Genomic DNA, 21,750 nt, shown 5'->3' with positions numbered 1-21,750 from the left:
AGAATGAAAAAAAATCCACTCATGCCGAAAAGCTACTTTTATCTTAATATTTATTACTGTATAGTACTTAGTGTTTACCCCAACCATATAGCGCGGCATAAAATGTGGACGGCTTTATGCTAGAAATTCGAAAGAACACATTTTCCAAAAGCTATGAAAATTCTTTTTTTAGACATTTTTCAGAACAACTTAACGACTTATTTAAAGAACGAAACCTTGACGGATTACTTTTGGGGAGCCCGGTATGCGAGGTCGATGAACGACTTCAGATTGACGCTTTACTCATTACGAATAATGTCGTTTGTATTATCGACTTTAAGAACTATAATGGAACAATTACACTTCCTCATGAATATGACTTTGAAGTTGGTCTATGGATAACAGAAACCGGGGAACAAGTTAAAGGTGGTAGTTCAAAAAACCCATTTATACAACTAAAAAACCAAAAACGCAGATTTATTGAAGTTTCAAAAAAAATTATTGAAACCAAAATTTGCACCTCCGACTCTTTCAATCCATTTCACACCATTCGAATCGTATGTTTTCAAGATGAGGTTAATATTATTGGCAGCATTCCAAGAAAAGAAAGCTTGAATTTTTTCATAGTTGAAAAACGAAATTTCCGGGATAAGGTTCTTGACATCATAGATGTGACTGATAGGGATGTGCATTTAACTGAAAAATCGTTTGATGTCTTTAAGGAAGTTTTTAAGGCTGACAAATACACGCTTGAGAAGAGGCAAAAAGAAGAAATTAATATTGAAGTCGCAAGCAAATCCGCTAAATTTGATCGCTCCAAGCTGTATGATGACCAAAAGGTAGCTCTGGATGAAATCAAAAAATTTTTAGAAGACCCCACAAAGCAAGTTTTTATCTTGCAAGGAACGATCCATAGCGGAAAAACATCCCTAATACCCTTTATTCAAGAACTCGCCTATGATTCCCAAATTCACGAAACGGAGATTTTTGCTGCATCAAGTAGAATTGCTCATAATCTTTTGTCATTAAATGGGTTTGAGAAGGTAAATAGTATTTATTCGTTTATTTATGGAGGGGTAATGAACGAAAGTCAAAAGGTGAATTCAGAAAATGAAGAACTTATAACTGAAATTGAAAAGGAGGGGATATCGGCTGAAATACCTTTAGAAATTGTTCCACTCAAAAAATGCGACAACACAGAAAATGCCTTGTTTATTGTTGATGAATCACAACTGGTTTCCGATTCATACCATGAGTCTTTTGATCTGGTTTTTGGTACAGGATATTTGCTGGGAGATTTTCTCAATTTCGCAGAACTTGATTCTTCGATGCGTAAGATTATATTTATTGGCGATCCATTTCTACTTCAATTTGGTAGAACAGAAGAATCTCCACTAAATCCCGCATATTTGGAAGAAATCTATAAACTTAATGTCTCTTCGTATTCATTAGTTGACAAACACAATTATTCTGACTTAAACAATCAGGCTTTAAGATGTGTACAGAACATTAAAGCGAATTTATTCAATTCGTTGAATTTTGTTGCTGGGAGTCAAGTTTCGATCATCCACAACAACGATAAACTAACAAGTGTAAAACAATTTGTCCTGGACAATATTGATGGACATATTCTGGTATTTAGCAACGAAGATGCACATAAAATAAATCTATGGATAAAAAAATCCATCTTTGGAACTGGTACAGAGATGGCTACGAATGATTTAGTTCTATTCCACAACAATATTTCTTTTGATGACAAAAATGATCCTTTTGCAGTTCCAAAAAAAATATACAATGGACAGTTTGCTAGAGTAATTGGTATTGATCAAAACCGAATCTCTGAAACTGTCAAAATTAAGGGAGAACAAACGGAAATAATTTTTAGAGAAATTGCTTTGCAATTAAATGGTTCTGGTGATAAGGTATTAGTAATGAGTTTAGAAAACTTTTCTAAAAGTCTGAAGCCCGAACTATCCAAGAATGAAACTATTGCATTCAAGATTATTCTCAATACCCAAATCTACAATTATTTAAAAGAGAATCCATTTGAAAAGTCTCCTTATTATTCAGAATTGGTGACTTCAGATATTTATCAACTAAATCAAAAAGAAATAGCTGAACTTAAACAAAGTCTAATTGAAGGTCAAAAAGTAAAAGGGAAACTTGATTATAAGGAAAGTGAACAAAAGAAATTAATAAACCGGGCGAAGAGTGAATATAGACGAAAAATTAAGTATTCTCTTGCTAAAGACCCCTCAACAAAATACTACAAATATAAAAATGCTGCACTACTTAGGTTTGGGTGGGCAATGACCATACACAAGTCTGTATCATTCAAGTGGGATGAAGTAATCATTAATATCGAATCAGGAATAGGGTACAATAATTCAAGAAACCACGAAACTTACTTTAGAATGCTTTACACGGCTTTAAGTAGAGCAAGGCAGAAAGTAAATCTAATTAATTACAAATCAATTAGTCCTTTTGATAATACTGAAATCATTGATAGTAATACAGGCATGAAACCCAAGGAGGTATTCTTTCAGTCATATAACTCGGAGCCAACACTCCGCATTGAGGAACTAAAAGCTTTTGTAACAGCTAAACTTGCAGTTGTGAAACTTAATATAAAAAATATTGAACATTATGATTGGCAAGAAAGGTATATTATAACAAATGAAAACAACCAAGCAACACTTCTTTCGATTTCATACACAGCAAAGGGACTTTTTCATTTGCAACCAGTTCTTGGAGGAGATGGGAACTTATCCAAAATAGTCCTGGATGCCCTTACAAAGAAGTCTGAAATGACCTCCTTCGACCTAATCAAAGATGAATGGCGAAAATTAGAATATGAAAAATTGAGAATTGCATTGTTTGCTGCGGAGATTAAATTTGAGGCTATAGTCCAGTTTGCGTATAAAGACAAAATTCGTTTCTATTCTCACGCAAGTGAATTAGAGATTGAAGTCGATTATGGAAATGACGGAATGGTGAGAAAAATTACCGCAAAATATTACAGTGACCAAAACATTTGGAATCTTTTTAAAGAGAGTATAATAAAACTAAAGCAGGAATAATATGGACTCTAGAACACTTTTTAGTCTTAGAAACGAGGCAAAGAATCTTTCGGGCGATGCGAAACTAAATAAATTAACAGAAGCATTGAATAATGCGAATAATTTAACAGCGAGTGAGAAGAATGATGAATGGACGCTTAAAGCAATCGCATATATTTTTATAGATTTATGCAAATATTTTTTATCAATTGATGATCATCAACAAGCTGAAATTTATTATCAAAAACTTTGTTCAATCAATTTTCAAACCGAAGACAATATAATTGAAGGACAAAAAGAATATCTTCATTCAAAATTGGATATTAATAATTCTGAAGTTCAAAAGGCTGATAAATTGAGTAAAAATGGGAATCACACATCGGCACTCAGGATAATCACAAATCTAATATCTAATAAAAAACTCACAGAATTGCATCATGAATCATATGGGTGGATTATATACAGGTATCTTAAAGCGGAAGAAAAAAATCTGTCCTCAATAACAGTCAGGACATTTTTGAAGGACTATTTGAATTTAAGGAATGAAAGACCCTCATTACTTCATTCAATGATTTTAAACTTTGCTCTGAATTATTCCAAAGCACATACAGATTTTAAGTTTTATATTTTTTTTAAGATGTGGAATCCCAAGAATCTGCGTTACGAGGATTTGCACGACGGTACAAAGGACGAGAACATCATTCCCTCCTTGATATCGAGAATTATTAAGGAATTTGTAAGAACTGAGACTCCAGTAAATATTGAAGAAGACATCCTTCAACCATCTGGACTGGACATGAAATATGTAATTGACCTTTTTAGAGAACCATATTTCTGGAACTTAATTAATGTAAAAAAGGAGGATAAGTATTCAGACTTATGGCACCTGTTTGAAAATTACAACACTCTCTATTCTCATTATGGCCCTTCAAAATGGCACTCTGAAATCCTTAATCTGGCTGAAAGATTTATGTCAGAAAAAGATGAATGGCGGTTTCTAAGTTTTTTAAGGAATTGGAATCTTAATAATTTTAGATATGAGGATTGGAAGGAAGTTGTGGATGGTGAGAAAACTTTTAAACCATTAGCAATAAAGTCATTAAAAAAGGCTTTCGAAATCCTTAAAAATCATGACACGAAGCAAGATTTGTCCTGGTTAATCCAAGCTTATGAAAAAGCGATTAATGAATACCCTGGTGACGAGTGGTTGCTGAGAGAAAAGGCCTTGTTAGACCTGAGAAGTAACAAAATAGAGTCCGCTATCCAGATTTATAAACAATTATCACTTGACCTTCCTGATAAATTTTATATATGGAAGGAGTTTGCTGCATGTCTAAATGGTGAAGACCAAATTAAAATCGGTATGTTGTCAAAAGCCTTAATTTTAGAAAAAAACGAAGATTTTTTAGGGGATTGCCATTTAGAATTGGCTAAAATTCTAATCGAGAACGACTTGCATGAAAATGCTCGATTTGAATTGGAGGTCTATAAAAAGCATAGGGAACTGAAAGGTTGGAGATTAACTGAGGTGTATGAGGAACTTCATTCAAAAGTAAGTGCCATCAAATTAACTCTTAAAGACAATATGGATTTGTACCATAAGTATATTCCATTTGCTGAAAATTATGTGTACTCTGATTTTGACTGGACTGAACTTGTTCTGTCCGACAAATGGAATGATGAGAAAGGGAAAGAGAGGTTGGTCTTCACAGATGGAAGGAAAATAGAATTATCAGTGGCCCAAAATAGGTTTGAGGCCTTGAAACAATCTGATTTAGGACAAATATTCAGGTTTAAACTTTACAAACAGAAGGTTACCAATGAAACCATGAATAATTTTCACGGCGTTAATAAGCAGCGCGATGTTGGATACAAATATAGACCTTTAATCGTTGAAAAGATGAATAGAGAGAACTGGTCAATTTTGGATGAGACTATAGCTGTGGTTCATTATATCAATGAACAAAAAAATGTTGTTCATGTAATAACAGTTGATAACACTGAGGCATTTTTCCCTCAAATTTTAAACAAGTTACAGGTTGGCGATTTCATAAAAGCAAAATACTTTTGCAAGAGAATTAGTGACGAAAATAGAATAGAACTTCGAAATATTGAAATCATTCAACGAGAAGAGGCATTAAATAAATTCCAAAATCAAATTGCGATCGTTGACGGGGTGAATGAAATAAAACAGCTTTTTCACTATGTAATAAATTACCGAGTACATGGTATTATTAAGTATTCAGAAACTAATCTAAGACCGAAGGTGGGAAATTTTATTAAATTATGGTATGTTACCAAAACAGACAAAGAAAAGAATCTTAGGGTAAATATATTAAAAATCGAACAAACTGAAGAGATAAATCCAAATCTGCGAAAAGATGTTTCAGGACTCGTCCGGGTAAAATTTAAAACTGACGAAGGATATGGATTCTATATGGACAGTATAGATTATGATGAATTAACAGTTGGTCATGGATTAAAACCAGACTTTGCCTTTCTTGAAGACTGTTATGTCCCTAAATACTTACTCGAAAAACATAATATTGTTGAAGATTGTAATATAAAAGCTACTGCAATATCAGTTGGGGGAAAGTGGAAAGTAATTGATATCGAAAAAGTAAATTAAAAGCATAATACAAAAAAACACACTCAACCCGTTCTCCATTCTCGCTAAAAGTGTTATTTTGTATATAAAATTTTGGCTAATCTCATAACTACACTGAGTTTGGTAACTTCATGCTGTATCTCATTATATGGACTTTTAAATGGTAATTGAACATAAAAACAAGTTCGGCTACATCTATTTTTTTGGGACCAACTTTAGTGGACAATATAGTTCCGGTATGGTTATATCAGGTTTCCAAGGTAAATCATTAAATAATATTCCCTGGCGGTAATGTGAGTGTAAAGGAAGCAAAGGCAAGAATCAAAATCAATTCGCTTTTAGAAGAGGCGGGTTGGCGTTTTTTTGATTCCAAAAACGGGCCTGCCAACATCATTGTAGAGAATAATGTCAAACTTACACAAGAAACGATAAACGAATTTGGGGAAAACTTTGAAAAGTCAAAAAACGGCTTTATCGATTTCCTCCTTCTTGATAAGAAGGGTTTCCCTCTTGTTGTTCTCGAAGCCAAATCAGAGGAAAAAAATCCACTCGTTGGTAAAGAGCAAGCCCGGAGATATGCTAAAGCACAAAATTGCAGATTTGTTATCCTCTCCAATGGAAACCTTCACTATTTCTGGGATTTACAGCATGGCAATCCCTCTGTCATCACAAAATTCCCCCAACAAAATTCTTTAGACAGTTACAAAGATTTTCAGCCTGATCCTTCCAAATTAACCGAAGAACCGGTTAACCGGGATTACATCGTACTTACACAAATGCCAAATTATTCGCTGGATCCGGGATGGCTCGATGAGTCGACCAAAGGAAGATTTATTGAAACCAATAAACTAAAATTTCTTCGTGACTATCAACTAAAAGCTGTACACTCAATTCAACATTCCGTCAAGGGAGGTAATACCCGATTCCTTTTTGAAATGGCCACGGGAACAGGAAAAACTTTAATCGCCGGTGCAGTGATAAAAATGTTCCTTCGGACAAGTAATGCAAAAAGAGTTTTGTTTTTGGTTGACCGTCTGGAATTGGAAGATCAGGCAAATAAAGCTTTTAACAACTACCTTAAAAACGATTTTAAGTCAATTATTTTTAAAGAAAATCGCGATGACTGGCGTAAAGCCGAAATTGTGGTTACAACCGTACAATCCCTTTTGTTTAACAATAAATTCCTTAAGCTCTTCTCCCCCACCGATTTTGATTTGGTAATTTCTGATGAAGCGCACCGTTCCATCGGTGGAAATGCGAGAGCATTGTTTGAGTATTTTATCGGATATAAACTTGGGCTAACCGCGACCCCAAAAGATTATCTAAAAAAGATTGATCGTGAGAACGACCCCCGTGATGTTGAACGAAGAATTTTGCTTGATACCTACAGAACATTCGGATGTGAAAGTGGTCAGCCTACTTTTCGTTATTCGTTGATAGACGGTGTAAAGGATGGTTTTTTAATCAGCCCTGTTGTTGTGGATGCAAGAACAACCGTTACAACCGAACTTCTGTCCGATAGTGGATATTCTGTTCAAATTAAAACGAACGAGAATAACGATGAGGAAGAGGAAATCTATTTTTCCAAGGATTTTGAAAAGAAGTTTTTTAGTGAAGCAACCAATAGACTTTTTTGTAAAACTTTTATCAATAATGCTCTGAAGGATCCAATCAGCGGCGAGATTGGAAAGACGATAGTTTTTGCAGTGAGTCAAAACCATGCGGCAAAACTGACGCAGGCTCTGAACGAAGTGGCTGAAACAATGTTCCCGAATAAATATAATTCCGATTTTGCTTTGCAGGTAACATCACAGGTTCAAAATGCCCAACAGCATACTCTCAATTTTGCAAATAACAACCTTAGCGGTAACAGGAATTTTCTGCAGGAATATAAGACGAGCAAGACCAGGGTTTGTGTCACCGTTGGAATGATGACGACAGGTTATGACTGCTCGGATATACTTAACATCTGCTTGATGCGACCAATATTTTCTCCAACTGATTTTATCCAGATAAAGGGCCGGGGGACGAGAAAGCACAATTTCACAGAATTGCTTTTTGATGAGGATATGAAGCCTCTAATAAAAAATCCGGAGAAAACCAGATTTAAGTTATTCGATTTTTTCGCCAACTGTGAGTATTTTGAAGAAAAATTCAATTATGATGAAATACTCAAACTGCCAACATTGGGCAGTAACAGCGGTGACACTCAAGAGCCTCCGGTACCTGCTTCGGGATATGATTATAAAAAAGCCGACTTTTTAGTTCTTATGGAAGAAGAGGAAATTGGATATAACGGCATGAAAATTGACCGGATGTTCTTTGATCAGTTCGAGCAGAAAGTCGTACAAGATGAATTCATCCGGGAGAATATAGCAACCGGTAACTGGGACAGAGTTATTGATTATATGAACGAAAATATTTTTGATAAACCTGAAGAATATTTTACCATCGGAAAACTGAGAAAATCAGTCGGCGTTGACAGAAGAATTACTATCCGGGAGATACTGGAGAAGATTTACGGGCTGATTCCTTATTTCAAATCAAAAGATCAGCTTCTTGACGAGGAGTTTGAAAAGTTCATCATCGACCGTAAACCGGATGACCCAGCGCATATCGTCGCAATGAAGTATTTTTTTAAGGCTTACGCAACGGACAGTAAAATCCGTGATATCATTGACAATAGGCGTTTTACCGATCTTAATGTTACCCCAAATTTTTCAATGAAGGATTATAAGGCTATTCCGCCTGCTTGGAGAAATATAATTCCAAATTACATTAAAGATTATATTTCTCTCAACCAATTTATGTAAAGAGGAAAGAATGTTAGATAACGAAACTAAACGCCGCATCGATACGGCAAGAGATATTTTGGTAGGAAAAGTGCCTGACCCAAAGTCCCAGGTGGAGCAAATCACGATTGCGCTTATTTATAAATTTATGGATGACATGGACGCAGAAGCCGAGGAACTCGGCGGAGAGCGGAAATTCTTCTCGGGTGAATATGAGCAGTACGGTTGGAAAAAACTTATGGCTCAGGGTATGGGTGGTTTTGAAGTTTTAACTCTGTACTCAGAGGCAATACAAAAGCTCAACATAAATCCAAATATTCCACAACTTTTCAGGGATATCTTTAAAAATGCTTATCTCCCCTACCGCGACCCACAAACCCTCAAAAGTTTTCTTAAAACCATAGACGAATTTAACTACGATCACTCGGAAAGATTGGGAGATGCATTTGAATATCTTCTTTCCGTGCTTGGAAGCCAGGGAGACGCGGGGCAATTCAGAACCCCAAGGCATATCATAGATTTTATGGTGTATCTGGTTGATCCAAAAAAGAACGAAACCATATTAGACCCGGCATGTGGAACGGCGGGTTTCCTGATCTCATCGTATAAACATATCGTTAAAAGCAACTCAAGTAATTTTAATTCAGAAGGACAAAATGACTTCTCCTTTGGCGAGATTAACAGCGAACGATACCGCGGTGATAAATTAACTCCCGATGAAAGAACTCGACTTGCTTTAAATATAAAAGGATACGATATTTCTCCTGATATGGTAAGGCTGTCACTTGTAAATCTTTATCTGCACGGATTTGCGGATCCTAAAATTTCCGAATATGACACTCTAACAAGTGAAGAGAAGTGGAACGAACATTCCGATATTATCCTCGCAAATCCTCCATTTATGTCTCCAAAAGGAGGAATTAAACCACACAAAAGGTTTTCGGTTGAAAGCAGTCGCAGTGAGGTTTTATTTGTTGATTACATCGCAGAACACCTGACACCTAACGGAAGAGCAGCGGTCATCGTGCCGGAAGGAATTATTTTCCAATCCGGAACCGCATATAAAAGCTTAAGAAAGATGCTGGTCGAAAATTATTTATACGCGGTTATTTCTTTACCCGCAGGAGTGTTCAATCCATACAGTGGAGTAAAAACTTCCATTTTGCTGATGGATAAAACACTTGCGAAAAGGACAGATAAAATTCTCTTTGCAAAAGTGGAAAATGACGGCTTCGACCTTGGTGCACAAAGACTTGCAAATGATAAAAGTGAACTCCCGACTGTCGCGAATGCAGTTAAAGATTTTGCACAAAGCATTCTTAATCATACAGAGTTTGATGCAGATTCTTACATAAACATGGTGCTTGCAACAAAAGAAAAGGTCGGTGGAAATGGCGAATGGGGCTTGGGTGGAGAAAGGTATAAACCACAATTACAAATAATCAGTCATTTCCCATTAGTTAGAATCGGTGAAACATGTGATATTGTCGGAGGCGGTACACCCTCAAAGCAGAATAGTGAATATTGGGGAAAAGGGACAATAAAATGGATTTCTTCCAAACATATTAGTGATCTGATGCGAGTTACTGGCTTTGAATTAATTACAGAGAAAGCCTTAGTTGAGTCATCTTCCAAAATTGCACCCAAGGGTTCAGTAATTCTCATTACAAGAGTCTCAGTTGGCAAATATGCGTACGCTAACGACGATTATGCAATCAATCAGGATTTAACTGCACTGATTCCGAATGGCTTATTGGATGGGAGATACTTATATGCAATTTCTTCTCATATTTCAAATCAAATAGATGCTAGTGCTCAGGGTATTGGTGTTCGAGGAGTAAACAGGGATTTTGTAGCAAATTTCCAAATCCCACTCCCACCACTCGAAATACAAAAGGAAATAGTTGCTGAGATAGAAGGTTGGCAAAAAATAATTGATGGTGCCCGCCAAGTCGTAGAAAACTATAAACCTCAAATAGAAATTGACCCGAGCTGGGAAATGGTGGAGTTGGGAGAAATACTAAAAAAAGAATCTTTGACTATTGAACCTCAGTTCCATAGTGGTACCGTAAAGTATGTTGGGCTAGAAAATATTTCTAAGAACACAGGAGAGTTAATTGGAACAACTTCAGTCAATTTCAATGAGGTTAAAAGTACAAAAATTTGTTTTTCAAAATACCAAATTCTTTATGGAAAGTTACGGCCAAATCTAAACAAAGTTTGGCTCGCAGATTTTGACGGAATTTGCTCAACAGATATTTTTGTTCTTACGCCTTTGAATTATGAATCTGATATCCGATTTTACAACTTCTATCTGAGGAGTGATGAATTTAATCGAGAAGTTTTAAAGGGTTTAAAAGGATCACAACTACCTCGGGTAACCTGGGATTACTTTTCAAAGATAAAAATCCCGAAACCCACATTTGAAGTTCAAAAAGAGATTGCAAACTCTATTGATGCTGAACGATTACTCATTAATTCAAACAAAAAATTGATTCCTATTTTCGAGGAAAAAATAAAAGCCAAAATAGCTAAGGTGTGGGGAGAGTGAATATGATGAATTATAATGAAAAAAGTCGATGTCCAATTTGTAAGTTAGAAGTTAAAACAGAGGAGTTATCGGGAAGAGATAAATTTAGGGTTATTTGTTATAAATGCGGCCAATATGAGATAACACGTATAGCAGCAGTTATTTTTGATAACAGTGAGCTAAATACAAAAACACAGGCATTAAGCTATTGGATTAAACACCATCAATTGCCAAACAACCAATTTGTCTACATCGATTCTGGAGTCTTAAACAAATTATTAGAGCCTTTTGTTGAACCCAAGCCAAAAGAACAAGCCAATAATTTAATTCTCTGGTTGGGTGATAATCTTAAAAAAACTTCTGAGTTGCTTGAAATTCAATGGGAAGAAGCAGAATCCATCCTTGGAACGACTGATTCTAAAGGTGTTTTGTATGTTGTCGATCATCTCCGTTCAAGTGGATATCTTACTGACATGCAATTGACAGGTCCTTTATGTATTGGTTTAACATTTGCCGGGTGGGATTATTATGATGAGTTGCAACGCTCCAATAAAAACAGCCGATTGGCGTTTATGGCGATGAAATTCGGGGAAGAACCCCTGAATACCATTTTTAATGATGTAATTAAACCAGCCGTGGCGCAAACAGGATTTAAAATTAGGAAACTTGATGAAGAAAAAAGAGCCGGATTAATTGATGATAAATTAAGGGTTGAGATAAGAAGGTCGAAGTTTTTGATATCAGATCTTACCCATGGAAATAACGGTGCATACTGGGAAGCCGGCTATGCTGAAGGTTTGGGATTACCTGTGATTTACATTTGCGAAAAAATCGTATTTAATGATAAAGAAAAATCCACCCACTTTGACACAAATCATCATTTAACCGTTTTATGGGAAAACACACCCAAGGGTTTGGAACAATTTTCACAAGAACTTAAGAACACCATACGGGCAACATTGCCGGGTGAAGCCAGAATGGAAGATTAGACAGAAAGCTTCGCCAAAACTATTTTATTTTTAGTATAGATGTGATGACTTGAAATTCGACAGCAAGGAAAATAGTAAGGGACAGGAAATAAGAAAAAGGAGTTAAAAACCTGATGTTTAGCATTTTTTTGTAGTTTTTTTTAGGAACGCAAAGAATATTCTGACAGTTGAATTTGAGGCAGTACTTATACGATAAGCATGTTATTCAAAAAAACTGCTCTTTTAACTTGAAATCAAAAAAGGAAGAGACTATGGCCAATAAAAACAAAATTCAAGTATCGCAGACCAAAAATTATGATATTCAACTTCGTAATTTCGAAGGAGGACTTATAAAATTTTTAGAGCAAAACAACTTGCCCTCAGAGGGTATATTTGTTGATGTGTCACAAAGAATAGTCGTTTTCAATAATCTCGAGGGGGTGATTGTCAAAATAGATCTTATCGAAAAAAGCCAATCATTATACCTTTCCAAATTTATAGCAGCGGTGGCATCTGGTCTTTTCGATGCTGCCCTTAATTATTTATGGGATGAGACAATTTTACAGATAAGAAAGAGGGTAGTTCAATACGACTTAGAATATTTTTATGACAATGCTGTTACCGGCGAAAAAAGGAAAAGATTGAAGGATGAGAATGACTTATCCAAAGTTGACGACTATGATTTAATAAAAGGTTCAAAAGAAATCGGTCTGATATCGGAGCTTGGGTTTAAGCATCTCGAGTATATTAATTTTATGAGAAATTGGGCAAGCGCCGCTCACCCCAATCAAAATCAGATAACAGGATTACAACTAATTTCTTGGCTTGAGACGTGTGTTAAAGAAGTAATTTCTTTACCAATGTCGAATATAACAATAGAAATTAAAAAATTACTTGGTAGTATAAAATCTACGTCCATTTCCACAATGGAGGCTCATCAAATAGCAGTTTTTTTTACTAATCTTATGCAAGAACAGATCAATAATCTTGCATCTGGCTTATTTGGTATTTATACAAAACCAGATACAGACAGCACAACTTTACAAAATATCAATAAATTGCTTCCATTATTATGGGATCGTGTAGATGAAAATACCAAATATGCATTTGGCCTCAAATATGGAAATTTCGTGGCCAATAATGACCAACATGAAAAAAAACTCGCTATTGAATTTTTACAACTGGTAAACGCTGAAAGCTACATTCCTGAGGATTTACGAGCAGTCGATATCGAAACAGCCATCCAAAATCTAGGTTCAGCCCATAGAGGAATTAACAACTTTTACAATGAGCCAACATTCGCAAGGCAACTTTTCCGGCTGATTGGAGATCCACCTAAAGTACCAAAAGCACTTAATAAGAAATATGTCTACATTCTGGTTGAATCTTTCCTTACGAATGGAAATGGAGTAGCAGTTGATGCGCAGCCCATATATTTGGAATTAATCTCAAAGTTCTCTTCTTTTCAAGCAAATATAGCCGTCCTTGCATTTAATGATTCTGATATATCTAGTAAATTGCAATTCGCACTCTGTCAAGATAAATATAAAGAATTGATTGCATTAATAAAACCAATTGTTACAACTCCCGCGATAAAGGAACTAATTGAGCAAATAGAAAACTATAAAGGCAAAATGGATTTTATGAAATTTGATAAATTTATAAAAACGAGCGTAGATAGTTTAAAAATACTATTAAAATGATTACATTGATTGTGCTTTTATAGTCATAAGAAATAAGTTAACAGTAAGACCCCAAAGAGACTCCAACTAGGTATCAACGGGCTGTATTTCCAAGCAACAGTCATGTAGAAAATAAAACGAAAAGTTTCGTGCTAATCTTACTTGGTCTTAGATACATTTTGTTTTTTTGATAGAATTTTGTTTATTTTTACAATTATATTTATTCACGTTATAACTAGTTTATACTACGATGAAAATAACAGTTATTGGCGCAAGTTCCACCGGAAAATCAAAACTTACTTAGGCTCTCTTTGATCATTTCCACAAGGAAAATGTAATAAACAAGCATATAACTGTAAATGCCAGACAACTACTGCTGAGCATGAACTGCTCAGAGATGTATCTTTTAAAAAAGAACCAACTTCGCAATTTTCAAAGTTCAGATTGTCTTTTTAGCCTTGAAATAGAAGAGAGTGAGGACAATTATATCTTAGAGAGGTCATTCATAGAAATTGCCGAGTCTCAGAAACATAATGATGCTGTTGATCAACACAAATCTATCTTAACGAAATAATCGATTATTGTCCTAAACATTCTCATCCATACAAATTATGTATTTAACTCTTTCAAGCTACGTGAACTAATTGAACATTTTACTAGTAAATTATTTACCATGGACAACTTTATTCGATCTACATATTTATTTATGAGCAATAATTATGAAAAATTTAAGGCACTTAACCGATAAAAAATTAAAACCTCTTCGAGCGTTACTCTCTGATATCTGTAAAGTTGAATGGATATTATGGAATAGAAGTTTAAAAACATCCTTCTCTAGTTCCCAAGATGTTGATTGCTTAGTTCATCCGGGCAACTTATTATTATTTCTAAGTAAGACGGCAGCAAGCGAGTATCATCAAGTTCATACGAAACGGAGTAAGGGGATGTTATCAATAGCCGACAGCCTAGCTCCTAAATTTGGAAAAAAATGGTACGAAAAAACTATCGCTGATTTTAATGACGAATCCCTGTTAGATCTTTATTACTTTAGGAAATATATATCTTTTATCGAGGCAGATGATTTCTTTAAGTCTTGTCAAAAGATAATATCATTTTCGGATAAATATGATCAGAAAACCGATAAACTTATAAGCAAATATCAAAAAAAGCTATCAGAAATAAAAGAGTCCGACTTTATGGCATTCTCAAAAGAAGGAACTTTTTCAACCTTTAAGTCTTTAGCAGCGCGCTTCCTCTTTCTAATCAATGTTGATGATAATTCCGATCCCCTTAAAACGCTGCATGATGAATTATTTGTCGAGGGGATTCCATATCTTGTACTTGATTTCGAAGCAAGGAAATTGCAAGAACTCTGCGAACAGAGGGTGCATCTACTCGATTATGAAAGTGGATTTGATTCCATTACCGATGATAATTTAATTAAAATAAAAACTATAATTAAATCCATTGATAAGATATTCATTGATTTATATGGTTTGAAGAATCAATTCAGTGAAGAATTATCGAAGTTGCATTTAGATCCCTTATATGCTAATGAAGGAGAATATAATCTTTTTGAAGAAGCTAACATTATAATCGTAAATGGTATCAAACAATTTGGAGATAATATCATGAAGGATAAAACAAAAAAGGATTCATCTACTAAAAACCCAAGTGTTATGTTTAATGGACCAATTGGAGAGAATGCTCAAATTAACATAATTGGTGAAAATCATGGTGGTATTTTTAGTCATTCTGTTATGAATGACTCTTTGCTCAAACTTATTCGACTACTGCTTGATGAAATGCCCCCTGAAAAGAAAATTGAAGCACTTATACAATACGACAATGATCACCCTGTGAATCACGGCAATATTGCACCACAGATAAAAGAGACCATAAAATCACTCGACATCACTAATCAATCATCTCTAAAATCAGTTTTTGATATCTTGAAAGAATCTGGATTTGCGATCGGAACTTCCACTATCGGTAGCGCTCTATATGAATATCTTAAGCAAATTTTAATTTAATAAGAATCAGAATGTTGGCAGATAAACGATTTTAGAAAAGGCTCGCTCCAAAGTGTCGATTTGTCAGTTTCAAGAGGTAACTGATGCAAAAAATAGCATTAAAAAACTTTTTTTGAAACTTTTCTTGAATTTGTTTACAAAAAAAAGAAAAGCCATATCATTTTTTTGATGGGACATTTGGAGATTCCATTTGATGATGGACTCGCTGATGTAATTGTATCAAACTGTGTACTGAACCTTGTTCCCGACAAAGAAAAAGCATTCAGTGAAGTTTACAGAACAATGAAACCGGGTGGACATTTCTGCATGTCGGATGTGGTGCTTCAGGGAGAGCTTAGGGATGAGTTGAAAGAGTCTGCAACTCTCTACGCGGGTTGTGTAGCCGGTGCTCTTCAGCGGGAAGAATATCTTGAAGTAATAAAAAATGCCGGATTCAAAAACATCGAAATAAAGAAAAGCAAACGGATTACACTTCCCGATGATCTGCTTCAAAAGTATCTTGATGAGGCAGCATTAAAAGAATTCAGGGAAAGCGGTGCGGGAATATTCAGTATTACTGTAGTCGGCGAGAAGTGAATTAAAACCCAATTAATACCTAATACCTAACACCTAATACCTAAAAATGGTACCCCCGGCAGGAATCGAACCTGCGCACATGGCTCCGGAAACCAATGCTCTATCCACTGAGCTACGGGGGCAATATAATTCGGACTGCAAATTTAACAAATTAAACCGTATTTACCTAAAAAAGCCCCGGTTGTTGCCGGGGCTTTTTAATTTAGTCTCTGATTTTACGGATTAGAGATACTATTGCAACTGGAATCTGATAGGAACAGTTACCTGAACATTCACAGGCTGACCGTTTTGCTTACCGGGATTCCAACGGGGCATCATCATGACCACACGAAGAGCTTCTTCGTCGCAGCCACCACCGATACCACGAGCAACTCTTGGAGAAGAGATCTGACCGGTTTTTGATACTGTAAAGGTAACAATAACCTGACCCTCGACGCCAGCTCTCTTGGCAATTTCAGGATAAGCTATATTCTGTCCTAAGAAAGCATACAGCGCACCATCTCCACCAGGGAAGGAAGGCATTTCTTCGGCGAATGTAAAGACTTCATCTTTCGTGTCTTTCTTCACATCTTCCTTGGAAACATCGGGTTTCTTGTCATCGAGACCATCGGTAAATTCAACATCAGCATCTCCACGGATATCGCCGTTACCATCAACACCCTGACGGGTAACAGTACCGACATTTTTATCCTTCAGTTCTTCAACTGTTGGAGGAGCTTCCTCTTTTACCTGATCATCCGGCTTGATAACAGGAGGAGTAAATTTGACAGAGGCTCTTTCAGGAGCTTTTTTCTCCTGTTCTTTGAAGACTGTCTCTCTCTTCTCTTTCTCCTTCTGCTTCTTCATGTTCTGGAGTTGAGCTTTCACATCCATCGTTACTGACTTCTGGTCGCTTGCAGTACTTTTCTCGATAGCGTTGATAATCATCGGCATCGAGATTGCAGTACTAAAGAAAAGTGCAGTAATAATGAGAGCTATAGTCACGAACTTGCCGTATAGTTTACGAAAAACATAGGCACCGTATTCCTTGTTTTTCAGAGCAAAAACTATATCAGTTAAATCAACTTTTGCCATTTTACACTCTCACTTTTTACGGTTATTGTAAATACTCAAGTCAGACTCCGCAACGTCAACTATGGCGTATTTCTTCACTTCAGTAAAATTCATCATATCCAGCACATCAACCAGGTTTTGATATGACGACTTATCAGTAGGTTTGATAACAACAAACAAATTTGTTTTCTTTGTTTTCGGGTCATCATCCGTTTCAAGCTCATTTTGCTTTTTGGCAATATCAGCTCTTAATTTTTCGTATGCAGCCTTGTTCCTTGGTTCGAACTGAGGTATCGATACGGTTTTAGCTGTATCCAAACCGAAATAATAGATGAGCGTGTCTTTACCACCAATGATGATGGTCATAGCCTCACTCTGCCTTAACTCGGTCTGATTTATTTTCTGTTCCTCCTGTTGTTCTTTATCTTTAACAGGCATCACAATGTCCATTACTTGCGGCTTGCTGAAGGTTGTGGTAAGCATAAAGAAAGTAACGAGCAAGAAAGCCAGATCCACCATTGGTGTCAAGTCTATACGCGTAGACGCTTTCTTGGGTCCTTTCTTTTTACCTTTACCATGTCCCCCCTTCGCCGAGGTATCCAGTTCAGCCATTTTTCAATATCCTTTTCTAATTCTTAGCTTTCAGCTCTGTTACAAACTTGAACTTGTTAAGGTTTTCCTCCTGAAGAATCGCAATGATTCTCTTGATAACGGGGTAACCTGCATTTTTATGTCCTTTTATGGCAACGCTGGGCACTTTTTTAGTCGTGACTCCCTGCATTATATACCAGGCATCCAAACTGTTTGTAACCCACTTTCCGAGCTCGTTATTAGCTGTGTCAATGGGGATACCACCCATGAACTCCTTGTTCTTTCGCTCGAAAGATTCTGCTTTCAACAACTTTTTGAAGTTACTCAAAGAAGTTCCGAAACTTCCAATCTTTCCGAAAGCATTAATCTCTTCATTTGTCAACCCGAGATCATATGCGTCGTTCATGGCAGCCATTACCGTCTTTTTCAATACTTCGTGGTTATAGATTCCGAAGAATGTCCTTCCGGCTGAATCGATGGTAATAGTAAACACATCCACATCCGGCAACTTCGATTTTGAGATCGACCCCGGAGTCTGAACAGTTACTGCCTCGTCAGGTTTGAACTGGGTTGTCAAAATAAAAAATGTAAGAAGCAAGAATGACACATCACACATAGCCGTCATGTCAACCAGCGTGCTCTTACGAGGTATTTTTACCTTTGGCATTTGTTAACTCACATTTTTATTTGTTTTTTGCAATAAATTGCTGTGTAATGGCAACACCGGCTTCATCGATGCTATAAGTCATTTTGTCGATTTTAGTCGTGAAATAGTTATAGAATACGATAGCGAAAGCTGATGAACCGATACCAAAAGCTGTATTAATGAGCGCCTCTGAGATACCTGTTGCGAGTGCTGATGCATCCGGTGCGCCTGCGTTTGCAAGAGCAGCGAACGCTCTGATCATACCCAATACCGTTCCTAACAGACCAACGAGGGTCGACAGGTTTGCAAGGGTCGACAGGATTACAAGATTCTGTTCGAGAACAGGAAGCTCAAGTGATGTAGCTTCTTCAAATTCCTGTTTGATTGCAACAACTTTTTGATCCTTTGTAAGTCCGGTTTCATTCAACATTTCTTTGTATTTGAGAAGACCGGCTTTTACAACATTGGCTACTGAACCTCTCTGTTTGTCACATTCATTGATAGCCACTTCAAGATCAGCTTCTTTTCCTGAAAGAAGTGAATAGACTTTAGCTATAAAATTAGCAACATTTCCTTTTCCTCTGGCTTTACGGATTACTATAAATCTCTCTACAGCGAATGTCCATACTGAAAGGAACATGGTCATAAGAATCGGTACAATAAAACCGCCTTTATAAACCATTCCGAGATAGTTTCCAACTTTAGGATCCTTGGAAGGATCGTTTCCCTGGAAATTCTCCGGGTTACCCATTACGAACATGTAAATCAAAACTGCAATTACAAAAAGCACAGGAATGGCAACAGCTGCAAATCCCGAAAAGAATGCTTTTAGAGGTGATTGTTTACTCACAGTTAACTCCTATATCTGGTTAATTATACTTGTTTAATTCTGAAAATGTTTCGAATAAAAATGTTTCATTCATACGAGTATAAAATTAACAATTTTTAAGATAACGAAAAAAACATTTATTCGTTAATTCGATTTTTATTCAACTTTTTTTTTTGTATCTTACTTTTCTGATTGAACGGCTAAAATGCCGGAAAACTGAAATGCCGCGTCAGAATCTTACATTTTTTTTACTTTCCCCCAAGAAAGTGACTTCGGTCAATACAAATGTCCCGTGGAATCTTAAATTACATTTTGATATTCAGGATTTTATTTTTTTTAACCGTAATATGCCAAAAACCCGTAAATTATTTTTTATAGTTATAACTGCATGTATTACCATTGCAGCACAAAAAGGATATATACTCCCTCAACTCGGTCACGCAGGCACGATCAATGCTCTTGCATTTTCCGGTGATGGCAGGTTTATTTTTTCTTCATCAGAAGATAACACGATCATTATGTGGGACGCAGCCACACTCGACCAGTTGAATATCTTTGGCGGTCATGGAAAGGCTGTGGTTTCATTTAATGTTGCCGATGGAAATAAAAGAATCATTAGCAGATCGGAGGATAATTCCTTCTCGGTGTGGGACTGGTTAACTGGTGAACAGCTTTTAAATGCTGAAATTCCCGGTGGTTATAAATCAGATATGTTTCTGGATAAATCTGAAAGTGTCCTCCTTTTTGTAACTCCGGATTCGAAGCTTTTTACCTGCGATCTTGAAGAAGACGATAGCCCTGTGGAAAGAGGCACCCTCCCTGTTGCAGATATTGCCGCAATCAATTTTCAAAAAGATGTAGAAATTTTTGCTGTTGCTGATCCATCGGGTGAAGTCTTCCTTATAAACGGTGAAGACCTCTCGGTAATTGGGAAAATGTTTCAGAGCTCAAAAAACAGTTTTCATGAACTCATATTCTCACCCGACGGCAAATATCTGGCTGGAATTACTGATGATTCTGTAATCTATGTCTGGAATGTGAGTAACAGGTCGATTGTTTTCAGCACAAGGGGTGAGACAGGATTGCCCCCAAGAGTTGCATTTTTCAACAATTCAAACTTTTTTGTTTATTTCCTTAGTGATATTAAAATTTCAGGATATGACCTGGTAAATAAATCCGAAGTTTTTTCGCACAAACCGATGGGAGACATTACAGCATTAGCAATTTCGGGAGATGACAAAAGACTTGCCGTGGCTTATTTCGATAATACAATAGTACAGTTTGAAATCCCCACTCAAAAAGTTATCAACTCTCATGAACCTGTTGTCGAAAAGGTAACGCAAATTAAGTTCAGCGCAGATAATTCGATACTGCTGATGGCAACCAACAATTCTTCTTTTCACATATGGAATAAATTCAGTGGAGAGCCACGAAAATATCTGCAAACCTGGGATGGCTTAATATCGGCCATGGATATTTCTCCTTCAGGCACTCACTTTGCTTATGGAACACTGGATGAGACTATCAGAATTTATAATACCTCCGACGCAACCGAAATCACTACCATTTCGGGGAAGCCGGGTACATTTATTAATGTGATTAAATGGAGTAAAACGGACCGTCAGCTTGCCGCCGAGTCAGAAAATCATACGATCAAATTCTGGGATATTATGGATGGGAGCAGATTAAAAACTTTTTCCGGTCCACAAAAATCGATAGGTACCATCTCTGTAAGCGATGACGGGAAATTGATGGCAGCAGGTGGAGTAGAAGGTAATATTTACTTGTGGGACATCAATTCTGAAAGCCTTATTAAAAAATTCGGTGATTTCAACTCACCCGTCACAGGTATCAGTTTTATTAAAAAGGGTAAAGAACTTGTTTCCACCTCAGGAAATGGCGACCTCAATTTTTTTAACACAGAAAATTTTTCCAAAAAAGCGGGCCGTTTAAGCTATCAGAATTCTTCTTCTCTGGTCGCATTCTCACCGTCAGGTGAATATGTTGCTGTTTCGAGCGAAAACACCAACTATTTCTTTATTCAGAAAGTGTTCGACACCCTGGCACCCAGGATGGTGGACATCGCATTTGGTCCGATAGATGCCCTTGAGTTCTCGGGAAATTCCAAACTGCTACTTGCTTCTTCAGCAGACAGAGGGCTGTATATATTGGATGCGGCCTCCGGGAGCCAGCTTGGTACACTCTATTTCTTCGGGTCAGGAGACTGGGCCTTCATTGCTGCGAATGGTGAGTTCGAAGCATCTGAAGGAGGGTTGGACTTCCTGAAGTTTATCGACAACAACCGGTCATTCCCGGTTGACAAGACTGTGAACAGTAAATATAAAGAAGGTCTGCTCAGTTCGATACTCTTTTAATTTCAAGCACTTACCTGTTGACAAACATA

At 36.5% G+C, this 21,750-nt stretch carries 13 protein-coding genes and 1 tRNA gene; 9 read left to right on the top strand and 5 right to left on the bottom strand.

Annotation, left to right across the window (positions count from 1 at the left end):
• Positions 1 to 116: 116 nt before the first annotated feature.
• The 8 genes from J0L60_07405 to J0L60_07370 all read left to right on the top strand — a co-directional run bounded on the left by J0L60_07405 (position 117) and on the right by J0L60_07370 (position 16,227).
• A complete protein-coding gene (locus tag J0L60_07405) occupies positions 117 to 3,059 on the top strand; it encodes an ATP-binding domain-containing protein (protein MBN8545945.1) in 2,943 nt (980 codons plus the stop codon).
• Between the two features lies 1 nt (position 3,060).
• A complete protein-coding gene (locus tag J0L60_07400) occupies positions 3,061 to 5,667 on the top strand; it encodes a hypothetical protein (protein ID MBN8545944.1) in 2,607 nt (868 codons plus the stop codon).
• A gap of 272 nt (positions 5,668 to 5,939) precedes the next feature.
• Complete coding sequence (locus J0L60_07395) at positions 5,940 to 8,459, top strand: DEAD/DEAH box helicase family protein (GenBank protein ID MBN8545943.1); 2,520 nt, start codon at positions 5,940 to 5,942, stop codon at positions 8,457 to 8,459.
• A gap of 10 nt (positions 8,460 to 8,469) precedes the next feature.
• Positions 8,470 to 10,989 (top strand): N-6 DNA methylase, encoded by a 2,520-nt coding sequence (locus tag J0L60_07390; GenBank protein MBN8545942.1) that lies wholly within the window; start codon positions 8,470 to 8,472, stop codon positions 10,987 to 10,989.
• A gap of 2 nt (positions 10,990 to 10,991) precedes the next feature.
• On the top strand, positions 10,992 to 11,957 hold the full coding sequence (locus tag J0L60_07385) for a hypothetical protein (GenBank protein ID MBN8545941.1): 966 nt from the start codon (positions 10,992 to 10,994) through the stop codon (positions 11,955 to 11,957).
• Between the two features lie 251 nt (positions 11,958 to 12,208).
• Positions 12,209 to 13,639, top strand: coding sequence for a hypothetical protein (locus J0L60_07380; GenBank protein ID MBN8545940.1), 1,431 nt, complete (start codon positions 12,209 to 12,211; stop codon positions 13,637 to 13,639).
• A gap of 698 nt (positions 13,640 to 14,337) precedes the next feature.
• A complete protein-coding gene (locus J0L60_07375; GenBank protein ID MBN8545939.1) occupies positions 14,338 to 15,651 on the top strand; it encodes a hypothetical protein in 1,314 nt (437 codons plus the stop codon).
• A gap of 168 nt (positions 15,652 to 15,819) precedes the next feature.
• The gene (locus J0L60_07370) at positions 15,820 to 16,227 is read left to right on the top strand and encodes a methyltransferase domain-containing protein (GenBank protein MBN8545938.1); all 408 of its coding nucleotides are present in this window, start codon (positions 15,820 to 15,822) and stop codon (positions 16,225 to 16,227) included.
• Between the two features lie 47 nt (positions 16,228 to 16,274).
• Here the strand turns inward: J0L60_07370 and J0L60_07365 are convergent.
• The 5 genes from J0L60_07365 to J0L60_07345 all read right to left on the bottom strand — a co-directional run bounded on the left by J0L60_07365 (position 16,275) and on the right by J0L60_07345 (position 19,277).
• Positions 16,275 to 16,349, bottom strand: a tRNA-Arg gene (locus J0L60_07365).
• A 109-nt stretch (positions 16,350 to 16,458) separates the two neighbouring features.
• Positions 16,459 to 17,301: an energy transducer TonB gene (locus J0L60_07360; protein ID MBN8545937.1), complete on the bottom strand. Its 843-nt coding sequence runs from the start codon at positions 17,299 to 17,301 to the stop codon at positions 16,459 to 16,461.
• A gap of 9 nt (positions 17,302 to 17,310) precedes the next feature.
• Positions 17,311 to 17,892 (bottom strand): biopolymer transporter ExbD, encoded by a 582-nt coding sequence (locus J0L60_07355; protein ID MBN8545936.1) that lies wholly within the window; start codon positions 17,890 to 17,892, stop codon positions 17,311 to 17,313.
• Between the two features lie 16 nt (positions 17,893 to 17,908).
• On the bottom strand, positions 17,909 to 18,538 hold the full coding sequence (locus J0L60_07350) for a biopolymer transporter ExbD (protein ID MBN8545935.1): 630 nt from the start codon (positions 18,536 to 18,538) through the stop codon (positions 17,909 to 17,911).
• 16 nt (positions 18,539 to 18,554) lie between these two features.
• A complete protein-coding gene (locus tag J0L60_07345) occupies positions 18,555 to 19,277 on the bottom strand; it encodes a MotA/TolQ/ExbB proton channel family protein (protein ID MBN8545934.1) in 723 nt (240 codons plus the stop codon).
• 416 nt (positions 19,278 to 19,693) lie between these two features.
• On the opposite strand from J0L60_07345, the gene J0L60_07340 reads away from it, so the two are divergent.
• Positions 19,694 to 21,721, top strand: coding sequence for a hypothetical protein (locus J0L60_07340; protein ID MBN8545933.1), 2,028 nt, complete (start codon positions 19,694 to 19,696; stop codon positions 21,719 to 21,721).
• The last annotated feature ends 29 nt before the right edge of the window (positions 21,722 to 21,750 follow it).

Source organism: Ignavibacteria bacterium (assembly GCA_017302895.1).
GTDB lineage: Bacteria > Bacteroidota > Ignavibacteria > Ignavibacteriales > Ignavibacteriaceae > UTCHB3.
The sequence above is the reverse complement of the archived record's forward strand: the minus strand, read 5'-3'. Positions and strand labels throughout refer to the sequence as shown.